This window comes from Pedobacter sp. Leaf132, from assembly GCF_920984695.1.
Classification (GTDB): domain Bacteria; phylum Bacteroidota; class Bacteroidia; order Sphingobacteriales; family Sphingobacteriaceae; genus Pedobacter.
On sequence record NZ_CAKLBO010000002.1, the window covers coordinates 556,539 to 570,928 of the forward strand.

General features: G+C 35.0%; 17 protein-coding genes and 1 tRNA gene. 14 read left to right on the plus strand and 4 right to left on the minus strand.

The genetic code is table 11. The annotated features are described in order from the left end of the window. Positions 1–16: 16 nt before the first annotated feature. The 6 genes from LUA86_RS06215 (at position 17) to LUA86_RS06240 (ending at position 4,305) form a co-directional block, all read left to right on the plus strand. Positions 17–823, plus strand: a complete 807-nt coding sequence (locus LUA86_RS06215; protein WP_231459747.1) for a nitrilase family protein — start codon at positions 17–19, stop codon at positions 821–823. A gap of 155 nt (positions 824–978) precedes the next feature. Next, positions 979–2,016 carry a N(4)-(beta-N-acetylglucosaminyl)-L-asparaginase gene (locus LUA86_RS06220; protein ID WP_231459748.1) on the plus strand — a complete coding sequence of 346 codons (1,038 nt, stop codon included), beginning with the start codon at positions 979–981 and terminating at the stop codon, positions 2,014–2,016. A gap of 41 nt (positions 2,017–2,057) precedes the next feature. After that, entirely contained in the window at positions 2,058–2,657 is a 600-nt protein-coding gene (locus LUA86_RS06225; protein ID WP_231459749.1) for a YegJ family protein, read from the plus strand. Further along, positions 2,654–2,929, plus strand: a complete 276-nt coding sequence (locus tag LUA86_RS06230; RefSeq protein ID WP_231459750.1) for a hypothetical protein — start codon at positions 2,654–2,656, stop codon at positions 2,927–2,929. The genes LUA86_RS06225 and LUA86_RS06230 overlap by 4 nt, the downstream gene beginning before the upstream one ends. Further along, a complete protein-coding gene (locus tag LUA86_RS06235; protein ID WP_231459751.1) occupies positions 2,929–3,666 on the plus strand; it encodes a copper homeostasis protein CutC in 738 nt (245 codons plus the stop codon). The genes LUA86_RS06230 and LUA86_RS06235 overlap by 1 nt, the downstream gene beginning before the upstream one ends. Before the next feature lie 114 nt (positions 3,667–3,780). Continuing rightward, positions 3,781–4,305 carry a hypothetical protein gene (locus tag LUA86_RS06240; RefSeq protein WP_231459752.1) on the plus strand — a complete coding sequence of 175 codons (525 nt, stop codon included), beginning with the start codon at positions 3,781–3,783 and terminating at the stop codon, positions 4,303–4,305. 7 nt (positions 4,306–4,312) lie between these two features. Here LUA86_RS06240 and LUA86_RS06245 read toward each other — a convergent pair whose 3' ends face one another. The 3 genes from LUA86_RS06245 to LUA86_RS06255 form a co-directional block, all read right to left on the minus strand. Next, positions 4,313–4,714: a DUF983 domain-containing protein gene (locus LUA86_RS06245; RefSeq protein ID WP_231459753.1), complete on the minus strand. Its 402-nt coding sequence runs from the start codon at positions 4,712–4,714 to the stop codon at positions 4,313–4,315. Positions 4,715–4,793: 79 nt separating this feature from the next. Continuing rightward, entirely contained in the window at positions 4,794–5,375 is a 582-nt protein-coding gene (locus tag LUA86_RS06250; RefSeq protein ID WP_231459754.1) for a Crp/Fnr family transcriptional regulator, read from the minus strand. Between the two features lie 7 nt (positions 5,376–5,382). After that, entirely contained in the window at positions 5,383–6,372 is a 990-nt protein-coding gene (locus tag LUA86_RS06255) for a D-alanine--D-alanine ligase (protein WP_231459755.1), read from the minus strand. A gap of 196 nt (positions 6,373–6,568) precedes the next feature. Between LUA86_RS06255 and LUA86_RS06260 the strand changes: the two genes are divergently transcribed. The 8 genes from LUA86_RS06260 to LUA86_RS06295 all read left to right on the plus strand — a co-directional run bounded on the left by LUA86_RS06260 (position 6,569) and on the right by LUA86_RS06295 (position 13,918). Beyond that, positions 6,569–7,339 carry a PASTA domain-containing protein gene (locus LUA86_RS06260; RefSeq protein ID WP_231459756.1) on the plus strand — a complete coding sequence of 257 codons (771 nt, stop codon included), beginning with the start codon at positions 6,569–6,571 and terminating at the stop codon, positions 7,337–7,339. 19 nt (positions 7,340–7,358) lie between these two features. Continuing rightward, the gene (gene mltG / locus LUA86_RS06265; protein ID WP_231459757.1) at positions 7,359–8,414 is read left to right on the plus strand and encodes an endolytic transglycosylase MltG; all 1,056 of its coding nucleotides are present in this window, start codon (positions 7,359–7,361) and stop codon (positions 8,412–8,414) included. Next, positions 8,414–8,824: a thioesterase family protein gene (locus tag LUA86_RS06270; RefSeq protein WP_231459758.1), complete on the plus strand. Its 411-nt coding sequence runs from the start codon at positions 8,414–8,416 to the stop codon at positions 8,822–8,824. The genes mltG and LUA86_RS06270 overlap by 1 nt, the downstream gene beginning before the upstream one ends. A 7-nt stretch (positions 8,825–8,831) precedes the next feature. Continuing rightward, positions 8,832–9,821 carry a YihY/virulence factor BrkB family protein gene (locus LUA86_RS06275; protein ID WP_231459759.1) on the plus strand — a complete coding sequence of 330 codons (990 nt, stop codon included), beginning with the start codon at positions 8,832–8,834 and terminating at the stop codon, positions 9,819–9,821. A 96-nt stretch (positions 9,822–9,917) separates the two neighbouring features. After that, positions 9,918–10,002, plus strand: a tRNA-Ser gene (locus LUA86_RS06280). A gap of 194 nt (positions 10,003–10,196) precedes the next feature. Continuing rightward, the gene (pta, locus tag LUA86_RS06285) at positions 10,197–12,287 is read left to right on the plus strand and encodes a phosphate acetyltransferase (protein ID WP_231459760.1); all 2,091 of its coding nucleotides are present in this window, start codon (positions 10,197–10,199) and stop codon (positions 12,285–12,287) included. 3 nt (positions 12,288–12,290) lie between these two features. Next, positions 12,291–13,487: an acetate/propionate family kinase gene (locus LUA86_RS06290; RefSeq protein ID WP_231459761.1), complete on the plus strand. Its 1,197-nt coding sequence runs from the start codon at positions 12,291–12,293 to the stop codon at positions 13,485–13,487. A gap of 95 nt (positions 13,488–13,582) precedes the next feature. Next, on the plus strand, positions 13,583–13,918 hold the full coding sequence (locus LUA86_RS06295; protein ID WP_231459762.1) for a hypothetical protein: 336 nt from the start codon (positions 13,583–13,585) through the stop codon (positions 13,916–13,918). A gap of 52 nt (positions 13,919–13,970) precedes the next feature. Here the strand turns inward: LUA86_RS06295 and LUA86_RS06300 are convergent, their stop codons facing one another. Continuing rightward, the gene (locus tag LUA86_RS06300; protein ID WP_231459763.1) at positions 13,971–14,363 is read right to left on the minus strand and encodes a response regulator transcription factor; all 393 of its coding nucleotides are present in this window, start codon (positions 14,361–14,363) and stop codon (positions 13,971–13,973) included. Between the last annotated feature and the right edge of the window lie 27 nt (positions 14,364–14,390).

The window sequence follows — 14,390 nt, forward strand, 5'->3', positions numbered from 1 at the left end:
TAAAAACTAAACATACATGGAAAAACCTATATACACTCAAATAGAAAACCTGAAAGTCACGATTTTTCAGGCATATCTATTTTGGGAAAACATAGAAAAAAATCTTTTAAATCTTGGATTGAGGTTATCATCGGGCGTTAGGGAAAAAACTGATTTAATTATACTTCCTGAAATGTTTAACAGCGGTTTCAGTATGAATTCTGAAGCCTTGGCTGAAGAAATGGGCGGTTTTACCATGCAATGGATGCAAAAAATTGCACACCAGTATAATTCCATCGTTACCGGAAGTTTAATTATTAAAGAAAACGGCAAATATTACAACCGTTTAATTTGGATGGAGCAAAATGGCGACCATAAATATTACGATAAACGCCATTTATTTGGAATGGGCGATGAAGATAAAAACTTTAGTGCCGGTAAAGATAAATTGATAGTAGAGTTAAAGGGCTGGAAAATTAGATTAGCCATTTGCTATGATTTACGTTTTCCTGTGTGGTTGCGAAATGTTAATGAGGAGTACGATATTTTACTATTAGTGGCAAGCTGGCCCGATAAACGTTCGTCGCATTGGCGGGCATTAATTCCGGCTCGTGCTATCGAAAATCAAAGTTACGTTATTGGCGTAAATCGGGTTGGGCATGATGGTAACCAGGTTTATCATGGCGGCCATTCGATGGTAATTGACCCTTACGGAAGCACGGTTTACTATAAACCGGAAGATGAAGATATGTATACTGTAACTATTAATTACGAAGAATTAGCGAAGATAAGGCGACAGTTTCCTTTCTTAAAAGATGCAGATAAATTTGAAATTGAAGATTAATGTTCAGGTAGAATAAATAAATCAAAATTTGCAATAATCAAAGTACAATAATCAATAATCAAATTACAAAGCTCAATAAACAAAGTACAATTTTCAATCTATAATAAAAATTTTCAATTTACAATAAAACCAAATCCTAAATCATTCAATCTTACATGTTTAACCGTCGCAAATTTATAAAAGCCTCTGCCCTTTCTGCAGGTTTATTAGCTGTTGATAAAAGTAGTATTGCAAACGCAATTCCAGTTCAAAAAAAGAATACTGCCGCTAATTTCCCAATCGTAATTTCTACCTGGGATTTTGGTATTGCAGCCAATGCTGATGCGTGGAAGGTTCTTTCAAAAGGTGGAAAAGCATTAGATGCAGTTGAACAAGGCGTTTGGGTACCAGAAGCTGATGAGAAAAATCAAACTGTTGGTTATGGTGGTTTGCCTGATAGAGATGGTAAAGTAACGTTGGATGCCTGTATTATGGATGAAAACGGAAATTGTGGTGCTGTTTTAGCTTTAGAGCATATTAAACACCCAATATCAGTAGCCCGTAAGGTGATGGAGAAAACACCTCATGTTATGCTTGCTGGCGAAGGTGCATTACAGTTTGCACTGGAGCAAGGTTTTAAAAAGGAAAATTTGCTTACGCCTGCTAGCGAAAAAGCATGGAAGGAATGGCTAAAAACATCTAAATACGAGCCTATGATGAATATTGAGAATAAGCTTTATGATAAAGCTGCCCCTCAAAAATTGCCAGGAAATCAATATAACCACGATACCATTGGGATGTTGGCAATTGATGCGAAAGGAAACATTTCTGGTGCATGTACAACCAGTGGAATGGCTTATAAACTTCGCGGAAGAATAGGCGACAGTCCGATAATTGGTGCAGGTTTATTTGTAGATAATGAAGTTGGTGGCGCAACTTCTACAGGCGTTGGTGAAGAAGTGGTGCGTAACGTAGGTTCGTTTTTGGTGGTAGAATTGATGCGTCAAGGTTATTCGCCAGAAGCAGCATGTAAAGAGGCCGTAATGCGCATTATTAAAAAGAAACCCGAAACTGCTAAAAATATTCAGGTTGGCTTTTTAGCCATTAATAAGAAAGGCGAATACGGAGCTTATGCAATTCAGCAAGGTTTTAGTTACGCAGTTTGCAATGCAGAAAAACAAGATCTATTAATTAAAGGAAAAAGTTATTACTAATTACAGATATCATCCCTCATTAATCTTTAAATAAATAAAACATGGGATTATTATCTAAAATTTTTGGCAAAAAAAATGTAGAAGAACGCAAAGGTGAGCCTGATATGGTCTATGTTCCTAACGAAGATGAACGTATGAACTGGGCTATTGAAAAAGCTAAACTAACCCTTTGGTATTTTGAAGAAAGCCTTGCAAACCCTCAAGCTCATCATGCTTATTTTTCTGTAAAAGTTCATATAATTGATGGAGAAAATGGAGAACACATTTGGTTAACCGAACCCCATTTTGATGCTGAAGGCAACCTTTATGGAACAGTAGGAAATGAACCGGTAAATGTTAACACAGTAAAACTGAATCAAAAGATTGGCATTGACCGCAATTTGATTTCTGACTGGATGACAATTGAAAACGGTAAATTAATTGGAGGGTATACCATAAGAGCCATTAGAGATGGTGTTCCTGAAAATGAAAGGGCAGCATTCGATAATAGCATTGGCTTGTATATTGATGAAGGCGTTGATTATTTTAAAGCAAATCTTGATACACCCGAAGGCGCCATATTAGCCCTTGAAAATGCTTACAATGATAAAAATTTAGATGCAGCAATTGCCTGTGAAATTTTTATGAAGAAGCCAAAATGATGCTTTCCGGACTTAACACCAATGCAGATGAAGAAATGATTGCCAAAACTGCAGAAGTTTTAGAGGTTTCATTTATTAAAAATATTGAGGAACAAGGTTTTCCGAATTTTTCAGGCTTACAAAATGCCTTCGAAAGGGAAATGATTGATGAGAATCACTGCATTATAACAGAAATATGCTGGTTTCCTGATGGTGGAAAATCAATTCAAAAATTAAATACTTTTAAATCTGATATTGGCTGGAAAGTTTTAGGGCTTATAAATGAACAATAATGAGTAAAGTTTTAGAAGTTTGCGCAAATGGTTATGAATCTGCGTTAGCAGCACAAAATGGTGGTGCCAAACGTGTTGAGTTTTGTGATAATTTAGCTGAAGGCGGAACCACACCAAGCCATAGCCAAATTGCATTGGCCAAGAAAAATTTATCTATCGAAATTTGGCCAATTATCCGTCCGAGAGGAGGCGATTTTCTATACTCTGAGCTCGAATTTGCGCTAATACAGGAAGACATAAAGCACTTTAAATCACTAAATTGTGATGGTATAGTTACAGGAATTCTTTTAGCAGATGGAAGCATAGATTTAGCACGTATGAAAGTGATAATTCAATTAGCTTCGCCAATGAAAGTTGCGTTCCACCGTGCTTTTGATATGACCAATAACATGGAAAAAGCCTTGGAAGATTTAATCGATTTAGGCATCATTCGTGTGCTTTCTTCAGGAGGGGCATCTACTGCTATAAACGGTATAAAAACATTAACTAAGCTTGTAAAACAAGCCAATGGCAGAATAGCTATAATGCCTGGAGCAGGTATAAACAAAAACAACTTAAAAACTTTAATAACAGAAACTGGAGCGAACGATTTTCATGCATCAGCAAAGGCTTATGTTAACAGCAAAATGATATACAGAAACGCTGAAACCAAAATGGGAAGTATCGAAGATGAATATCAATATGAGCTAACATCAGAAGATACTGTTAAAGAATTAGTTGAAATTTTGAATAATTAACCTTACCCCTATAAAGAATACTGCCAAAACCTTAAAAATACATAAATAATTTTAATTGATTAATTTTCAGATAATTAGTAAATTTACTTAACTAAGCATCCAAATAAATTAATCATGAAAAACTCATCAATCTTAATTGGTGTTATACCGCTATTAATGGCCTGCCAATATAGTGGAAAGAATTTAAAAGATGTTTTTTCATCAGATACCATCCAAATCCCTTACAAAATTCAGGAATTTAAAAATTGGAAACTTGGAACAGATAGTACCAATTCTTTTAAAATGTTAAGACTGCTTAAAGGATTTGAAAAGTTAGATACCGCGATGATGAGCGCCGAAATGGCGGATACAGTAATTTTCTTTTTAGATGGCTATAGATTTAATGGCAGCAGGAGCCGATTGCTACAGCAAATGGAGAACGAATTTAATAGAATGAATACATTTAAAATTACTGTTTACGAGGTGATACCGTTGGTTAATGATAGTGAAGAATCTGTAAATCTCTGGTATGAACAAATCAACATCACAAAAGAAGGTAAAATTGATACCGTTTATCTGTACAATAAAGTTAAATTCAAAAAAGGCAAAATAGTAGAATTAATAGAGTACATACAGCACCCGGTTCCGGTGATTAATTAGCCAATTATTAGGATTTATGTGCCGGTATATCTGGTACGTAACTTAATCCCGGGGTTAACCAATGCAATAATATAACCCTTGAGTAACGGTAATTTATTGGTGAAAGTAAAAAAACCCCTACTAAAATCAGTGCTACGTAATACCACAAATTTTCGTAGATAAGCGGCAAACCTAATACGTATGAGGCTACACCAATGGTTATAATTTCGGCAACATTCATTGCATAACTTACAAACATGGCTACATAAAAAAAGCCAGGCTCTCGCTCAAATTTTAAATTACAGTATGGGCAATTGATATTTGTTTTTTGAAGTTTAAACGCATAAGCATTGCCTGTAAAAATATCACCCTTTCTACATCGGGGGCATTTGCACTGCAATACCGCCTGAAATTTTGTTAGCTCAGCCATAGTTTATCTAATTACTTACAAAAATAGGCTCAAATACGATAAAAAAATATGACCTAAATCATATATCATACATTTTTTTTTAAGCCTTGTAGATTTTTCCTTTTTTTATGATGATGAAATTCCTGGCAGCCAAACTTTTAACCTCTCTAATAACTGTTTCTACCCTTAAGCCTGTTAGATCTGCTAAATCCTGCCTGGTAACACCCAAACTCTGGCTTTTATCAGCATTGCTAAATAAATAGTTTATCATTGTTAATAACCGATGTTCAGCTTTTTCGTTTGCAAGTTCCTCTAACATCATGGATTTATAAAACAATCTATTACTCAAAACTTTAATTAAACTCATGCTGTAATCTGCATCGGTTTTTATCAAGTTAAAAAAATTTTCCTTACTTACAATTATAATTTCAGAAGCTTTACTCACTATTGTAAAGGCTAAATATGGTTTATCAACTAACAACGCTGGTTCTCCAAAATACTGTCCGGATTGAAAAATACCTTGAATAAATTCCTTGCCATCTTCATTAACCGTTACCATCCGTACCTCGCCGGTTTTCACAAAGAAAACGTTTTTAGGCTGTGTTCCCGGTTCGTAAATTATAGCATCTTTAGCATATTTTCGAACCGGGCAACCCATATCTATTAGCTTCTGTCTATCCATTAACAGACTATCCTTTAAGCGTTTCTTTCATCAAGCTGGTATAAAACTCTTTTAAGCTTATACCCATAGCCGCAACTTGCTGAGGAATAAAACTAGTTGCCGTTTGACCTGGAATGGTGTTGATTTCAATAAAGTAAAAATTACCGGTTTCGTGTTCTAAAAAATAATCTATCCTAACCACTCCCCTACAGTTTAACTTTTTGTACACATCAGTTACAATACGATTTACCCGAATTACTTCTTCTTCACTCATATTGCCTGGTGTAATTTCTTCAGTAGCGCCTGGAGTATATTTGGCTTCAAAATCAAAAAATTCATTTGCCGGAATAACCTCTGTGGTTGGCAAAACTACAATCTCGCCTTCGGCACCAAAAACACCAATAGAAAACTCTCTGCCACTTACAAATTCTTCTATTAAAACTTGTGTATCTTCTTTAAAAGCTTTTTCTACAGCAGCATCCAAATCGTCAGCATGTTTTACTTTGCTCATCCCGATACTACTACCGCCACTATTTGGCTTTACAAAATATGGCAGCTTCAAATCCTGCTTAATGTGATTCAGGTTATAATTTCCATTTCTAAATATTTGAACTGATTTTGCAATGTATAAAGCATCAATTCCATTAACAATAGCTTTGGTATAACCTTTATTCATGGTTATTGAAGAAGTTAAAGCATCACAAGTTGTATATGGAATGCCAAGCATATCGAAATAGCCTTGCAACTTTCCATCTTCACCAGGAGAACCATGAATGGCGATAAAAACACCATCAAATTTTATTTTTCTACCCTCTATAGTTAAGGAGAAATCATTTTTATCAATATCTATCTTTACTGAATCGGCGGGCTCATAAAACCAGCCTTTATCGTTAAGCATTATTTTATAAACATCATATAATTCAGCATCAATATTCTGAGCAATTGTAGCTGCACTTTTAACTGAAACAACCCATTCGCCTGTGGTTCCGCCTGTTAGTAAGGCTATAGTTTTTTTCATTGTAGATTCTTTTATAATTAGAAATTGATGTAAATATATCCTCAAAAATATAAATATCTTTGTGCAAAATTAACTTTGATTAATAGAATTAATAGAGTTGGTAAGCTTATTGCTTAAAGGCATGCAATACAACAAACCAATAATTAAAATTTGCCTACATTTGAGTTTAATCGCTTTAACAAAGAATTCATAATTGATGTCTAAATTTATAGAATATTTAAAAACACAATCCTTCAGAAAAACCCTTATTGCAGCTGTTTTAACAGTATTTGTATTGCTTCTGGTTGCATTTTTTAGTTTAAGGTTTTACACTAAACATGGTCAAGGGCTTAATGTACCATTAGTAAAAGGCTTATCTTTTGCTGATGCTGTAGTTAAGCTTGAAGAGGCTGGTTTAAAGTACGAGGTAGATTCGGTTTACATTATGGATAAACCTGCAGGCATTGTGATTGACCAGGATCCTGATGCAAATACCTTTGTTAAAGATAACCGCACTATTTACCTAACCATTAATACAGCCAATACGCCAAATACTAAATTCCCCGATATTGCTTTTAAAACACTTAGAGAAGCACAGGCAATTATTGAGAGTTCTCGTTTAAAACTTGGCGATACAACTTATAAACCAGATGTTAGTCGTGATGTAGTCTTAGAAGCAACTTTTGGCGGACAAGCCATTCAGGCAGGGCAAACCATCCCGGTAGGTTCAAGGATTGATTTAGTGCTCGGTGATGGTAGAGGAAACGAGGAAGTTGATATACCTCAATTAACCGGTTTAACGATAGATGAAGCTAAATTTTCGCTTAAAGGTTCTGCTTTAGTTCTGGGGAATATCATCTACGAAGGTACGATTACTGATAGTGCAAATGCAGTAATCACCAAACAAGATCCATCGCCTTTAGATTCGTTAACCAAAGTAGCGATTGGCACAAGAATAAACATCACATTATCTAATAAACAATTATAATCTTTTACGCATTACACAAATGAGCGAGATTGAAAAAAAGAGCCCAACAACAGGTAAAAAAATTGCTTTGACCGTACTGGTTTTGGCCATATTAATTGGCGGATACTTTGCGTTGAATATTTATAAGTTATACTTTGCACCAAACGTTACCGAAAATCAAAAATATCTTTACATCACAACAAACTCGAGTTATGATGATTTAATTAACAATTTAAAAACTAAAGATATTCTAAAAAGCACTTCATCATTTGCAAGTGCTGCAGGTAAAATGAATCTTGCTACAAGTGTTAAGCCAGGTCGTTATCGCTTAAAAAAAGGAATGACAAACCGTACTTTAATTAACATGATAAAAGCCGGCAACCAGGAACCTGTAAAACTTAAATTTCAAAACATCCGTAAAAAAGAAAATTTTGCAGCTTATTTAGCAAGTAATTTAGAAGCCGATTCTTTAAGTTTTATCAGCTTGATGGACTCTACTAATTTTATAAGTAAATATGGTTTTGATCAAGATAATGTATATACGATGTTTATTCCAAACACCTACGAAATGTATTGGAATGTATCGCCGGTAGAATTTTTTGAGCGAATGCACAAGGAATATGAAAAATTCTGGACTGCAGATCGTAAGCAAAAAGCGGCTAGCTTAAACTTAACAACTGCTCAGGTTTACACTTTGGCATCAATAGTTGATGCGGAAGCGCTCTACGATAAGGAAATGCCGATTATTGCGGGTTTATATTTAAATCGCTTAAACAAAGGCATACTATTACAAGCAGACCCAACGGTAATTTTTGCCAATGATGATTTTACTGTAAAGCGAGTAACCAATAAATTGTTGCAGGTTCAATCGTTATACAATACTTATAAATATGCTGGCTTACCTCCAGGACCGATTATGATGCCAAGCATAAATGCAATTGATGCAGTTTTAAACTACAATAAGAACAATTACATTTATATGTGTGCCAAAGAAGATTTTTCCGGCTACCACAATTTTGCAGAAACCAAAGCAGAGCACGAAATCAATGCAAAGAAATATCGTGATGCATTAAATAAAAGAAACATCTTTAAATAATGTTTGTACACGAAACTAAGGTTAAAGTTCGCTATGCGGAAACTGACCAAATGGGTGTAGTTCATCACGGAAATTACGCTTTGTATTATGAAATTGCCAGAACTGAATGCTTTGAAGCTTGCTCGGGAATAACATACGAATCAATGGAAGCAGATGGTGTGATGTTGCCACTTTTAGAATTGCAATCAAAATTCTTGAAACCGGCCCTTTACAATCAGGTTTTAACAGTTAAATCAATTGTAAAAGAACTGCCTACCGTAAGGCTTAATGTAGAGTACGAGATTTATAACGAAAAGGAAGAATTAATTAATATCGGTAAAACGGTATTGGTTTTTGTAGATAAAACAACACGCAGGCCATGTCATCCTCCAAAGAAATTTATGGATGGAGTTAAACCTCATTTTGTATAATTAATTAATGGAATGGTTACATAGGCAATTATTAAATTTCAGGTTTTACTCTAACTTTATTGAGTGGACTAAATCCTGCGTATTGCCTGGTTTCAGCCCATTGCCCCTTTTTACTGTAGCAACCTTCTTTTTCAGAGAAATTAAGAAAGAATCGTTGGTTAATAAATCATCATCATTGGCTTATAGCTTTATGCTGGCCATTTTCCCAAGTATTATATTTCTATTTACTTTAATTCCTTTTATACCAATTTCAGGTTTTCAAGAAAAGCTTTTAAGTTTAATAGAATTGATTCTCCCTCACAATGCGTTTGAAGCATTCGAAACAACGTTAAAAGATATCATCAACAACCAAAACAGAGGTTTATTATCCTTCGGATTTCTGTCGGCAATCTTTTTTGCTACAAACGGCGTTCAAAATCTAATGAAAGCTTTTAACAAAGCTTCGCTGGTAATAGAAACCAGAGGCTGGTTAAAGCAACGCCTTATTGCATTAATCCTTACGATGATAATTTTTTTCTCTATCATTATTTGCATCAGCGCAATGGCCATTGGCGAGTTGCTTTTGAATTACATTAAAACAGAACTTCACATTAAAGATAGCTTAGCTGTTTATGCCATTCAGCTTACGCGATGGACATTATTAGCAGCGCTCTATTTTATCACAATCTCTATACTTTACCGATACGGACCATCACACGCAAAGAAATGGAAACTATTTAGTGCCGGCTCCTGGTTGGCTACTATTTTAGCTTTTTTAACCATCTGGGGATTTTCCTTTTACATCAACAATTTCGGTTCATACAATAAAGTTTATGGTTCTATCGGAACGTTAATCGTTATAATGATTTGGCTTTATCTAAACTCCCTGATTTTATTAATAGGCTTTGAGCTTAATGCAAGTATCGATGTGAGTAAAAAAAGTGTGAAAATTATTCGCCCCACCTTTAATCTATTCAAAGAAAGCGACCCTATTGAAGGAAATATTTCTAAAAAATAATTTTTTTCTTCCTCTGTGTTAAGCAATTATCAATTTTATAAAAAAAAAAGCACATCATAGTTTGCAGATTTGAGCAGAGTTTGTACTTTTGCCTCCGGAAAGCTGGCAGAGTGGTCGAATGCGGCAGTCTTGAAAACTGTTGACTGTCATAGGTCCGGGGGTTCGAATCCCTCGCTTTCCGCTCAAAAAGCTAAAAAATCCTGAATCGAAAGATATCAGGATTTTTTGTTTTAGCAGGATTTTGATTTTAAAAAAGCGAACCGAAGGTAAAAGCTACATTAGAATTATTCTAAATAATTACAATTTACAAATCGCAATTTAAATTTTTCCAACTATCTTGCGGGCTGTTGGTTTATCTATAAAATTACTCTTCGTATGACTAAAAATATCTTCATTGCTTCTGCAGAACCATATACCGGCAAATCGGTAATCGCCTTCGGAATGATTAATATGTTGCTCGCCAAAACGCAAAAAGTTGGCTATTTTAAGCCAATTATTGCTCAGGATGATGTAAATGAAAAAGATAAACATGTGGAGGCAATGCTTGATTATTTTTCTCTGCCGGTTAAATATGAAGATGCCTTTGCTTTCACCAGGCAAGATATGCTACATGAACATCAAAATAGTGGAGATGTCATCAATACAATCATCAGCAAATACAAAAAATTAGAAGATAATTACGATTTTACTGTAATTGAGGGAAGCGATTTTTTGGGTGAAGGAATGGCTTTTGAATTTGAATCAAACGCATTAATGGCTAAAAACCTTGGTGCACCGGTATTAATTGTCGTTTCAGGTAAAAATAAAACCGCTAGTCAGCTTTTTAAATCGGCTATAAATATTTACCGTAATTTCTTGCTAAGAGATGTACAGGTTTTGGGTGTTGTTGCAAACATGGTTAACCCCGAAGAAGCTGAACGGATTAAACAAGCACTCACTAATCAATTACCGCCCGAGTTATTAATTGCTGTAATTCCTATTGAAAGCGGCTTACAAAGTCCAACAATGAGAGAAATTACAGAAGCATTAGATGCTGAGGTTCTATTTGGAGCAGATTTGATGGATAACCAGGTAGATAATTTTGTAACTGGCGCTATGATGTTGCCCAATTTTTTAAGGCATATAAAGGATAATCTCTTAATTGTTACACCAGGCGACCGTGGCGATATTATTATCGGTTCATTGCAGGCTAATTTATCTGCCAACTACCCAAAGGTTGCAGGTATTGTATTAACTGCGGGCAGTTTGCCTGATGAGCCAATGATTAAGTTGATTGAAGGATTACAGACTATAATTCCGATTATTTCGGTTCAAAAAGGCACTTTTGAAACTACGACCGCAATCGGTTCTATTCATTCAAAAATCACGATTGATAATAAAAAGAAAATTTCACTCGCTATTGAACTATTTGAAAAATATGTTGATTTGAAAGCATTAGATGATAAAATCATCACTTTTAGTTACGAAGGCATAACACCACACATGTTTCAATACAATTTGGTGAAATGGGCAAAAGGCGAGAAAAAACACATTGTTTTGCCCGAAGGGAACGATGACAGGATACTAAAAGCTGTAGAAAAATTAATTACTCAGGATGTAGTTAACATTACATTGCTTGGCGACCCTTTGGAAATTGGAACTTCTATTAAAAGGTTGGGTTTAAATCTTGATATCAATTCAATAAACATTCACAATCCGGCACAATCTCCGCAATACGATGATTATGTAGAAACCCTTTATGAACTACGCAAAAATAAGAACGTAAATATGGAAATGGCCCGGGATATGATGACCGATGTTTCTTATTTCGGTACCATGATGGTTTATAAAGGCGATGCAGATGGTATGGTTTCAGGAGCGGTTCATACTACGCAACACACCATCAGGCCTGCCTTACAATTTGTGAAAACCAAACCAGGCGTATCTGTTGTTTCTTCCATATTTTTTATGTGCTTACCAGAGCGTGTTGCCATTTTTGGCGATTGCGCAGTAAATCCAAATCCGACTGCACAACAATTAGCCGAAATTGCAATTTCATCAGCAGAAAGCAGTTCAAAATTTGGTATAGAGCCAAGAATTGCCATGCTCTCCTACTCGTCTGGAAGTTCTGGCGAAGGGGAAGATGTGGAGCGTGTACGCGAAGCAACTGCAATTGTGAAAGCCAAACACCCGGAATTAAAAATTGAAGGCCCGATACAATATGATGCTGCCGTAGATCCTTTGGTTGGTCAGCAAAAATTACCAGGTTCTGAAGTTGCCGGACGAGCCAGCGTTTTAATTTTTCCCGATTTAAATACAGGAAATAACACTTACAAAGCTGTGCAAAGAGAAACCGGTGCATTGGCAATTGGCCCAATGTTACAAGGGTTAAATAAACCAATTAACGATTTAAGCAGAGGTTGCACTGTTGATGATATTTTTAATACTGTAGTTATCACCGCAATTCAATGTCAGGATATAAAATAACCTATGAATATTTTAGTAATTAACTCAGGAAGTAGCTCAATCAAATATCAATTATTTAAAATGCCATCGCCGAAACCCGTTTGCAGTGGGTTGGTAGAGCGCATCGGTATTGAGGGTTCTTTTATAAAACATGTTGTTTTTCCTAATGGAGAAAAATTAACGATAGAAAAGGAAGGATTTATTTCCAATCATGGGGAGGGGTTAAAACAAGTTTTAAGTTTATTATCTGAAGGGCAAAATGCAGTAATTGCCACTCCAGAAGATATTACAGCGGTTGGACACCGGGTAGTGCATGGCGGAGAACATTTTGCCGGTGCAACATTAATTGATAACGATGTAAAACACCAGATTAAGAAATTATTTTCTTTAGCCCCATTACACAATCCTGTTAATTATAAATGTATTGAAGTAGCAGAGCAAACCTTTAGTGCTGCAAAACAAATTGCGGTTTTTGATACAGCCTTTCATCAAACTATCCCACAAGATGCTTATCGCTATGCGATACCGGAAACTTACTACAAAGAACAAGGGATAAGGGTTTATGGATTTCATGGTACAAGCCATAAATACGTTAGCGAACAGGCTATTAAATACCTTAACAAAGGTGAATCGAAAATAATTAGTGTGCATTTAGGCAATGGGTGCAGCATCACTGCCATAAAAAATGGAAAATCAATAGATACAAGTATGGGTTTTGGTCCTTTAAGCGGATTAATGATGGGAACTCGTTCGGGAGATATCGATCCATCAGTAATGTTTCATTTAATGGAACATTCTGGTTACACGCTAGAGCAATTAAGTACATTGCTTAATAAACAATCAGGTTTGTTAGGCGTTGGCGGATCGAGTGATATGCGTGATATCAATAAATTAGCTGATGAGGGAAATGAATCTGCTAAGCTTGCGCTTGAAATTTATGCCTACAGGATTAAAAAATTTATTGGCGCTTATACTGCTGTTTTAAACGGTGTTGATGCATTAGTTTTTACCGCCGGAGTTGGAGAGAATGATGCTAAAATGAGGTATTCGGTATGCAAAAACTTAAGTTATTTAGGTATTAATCTAGATGATTCGAAGAACAGAGCATATAGTGGTCAATTATTAAATATAAGCGAAGCAAATTCAAATGTTAATATCCTGGTGATTCCAACCAATGAAGAGTATGAAATTGCTAATCAATGTTTTAATTTGCTAAACTAACCCCCACAACTGTTTTTAAATGGAATTAATTTTTTATTTGATAAATAGTTAAAAAGGCAGAATTTATTATTTTTGGGCTTACCAACATTAGATTTATGAAACAATCAATATTAGCCCTCTTGCTTTTAATTACTTTTACTGCATGTAAAAAATCAATACCGCAACCAGATGTTATAAAACTTAACGTTTTTACTACAACAACATTAAATGCAACAACCAATCAACCTGAAATATTGTATTGGTATGTTCGATTTGTAGATAGTGGGGGTTTATATTTTACAACATCTACTCAGCGATTGGCTGATTTTAAAGGTATAAAATTCACATTTAGTGCAGAAACGCCTTCTGGATTAAAAACCGCCAATAGACTTGAAGATATTGTAGTGTTCATTAACAATTTAGAAGGCGATATTATAAAAGATTTTAAATAAAAAAAAGCGGGTTTTGCTACATGCAAAACCCGCTTTCATTTATGATTTTCATCTAAGCTTTCGCTTCTTTTCCTTCTCTGGCCTTATTAATTTGAGTATTTATGCGCTCAAGTACATCATAAATATCAAATGGTTTACTAATATAATCATCAGCAAATGCATCAATTGCTTTTTGCTCGCTGTTATTTTGTGCAGACATTACTATAATTGGGATGTGCTTAGTAAAAATATCTGTTTTTAAATCTTCGCAAATTTCTGCTCCATTCCCATCAGGTAACATTACATCAAGCAAAAATAAATCTGGCATTGCATCCTGAATGTTCTTTTTTAACTCTGAAAATGATGATGAAAGTTGAAGTTCGAAACCCTCCTCTTTTAAAAAAATCTCGATTACATTTCTGATTTCCTGATCATCTTCTAAAATGTGTATGCGTTTTTTTGACATAGTTCAAATTATTGTTTGGTTTAAATA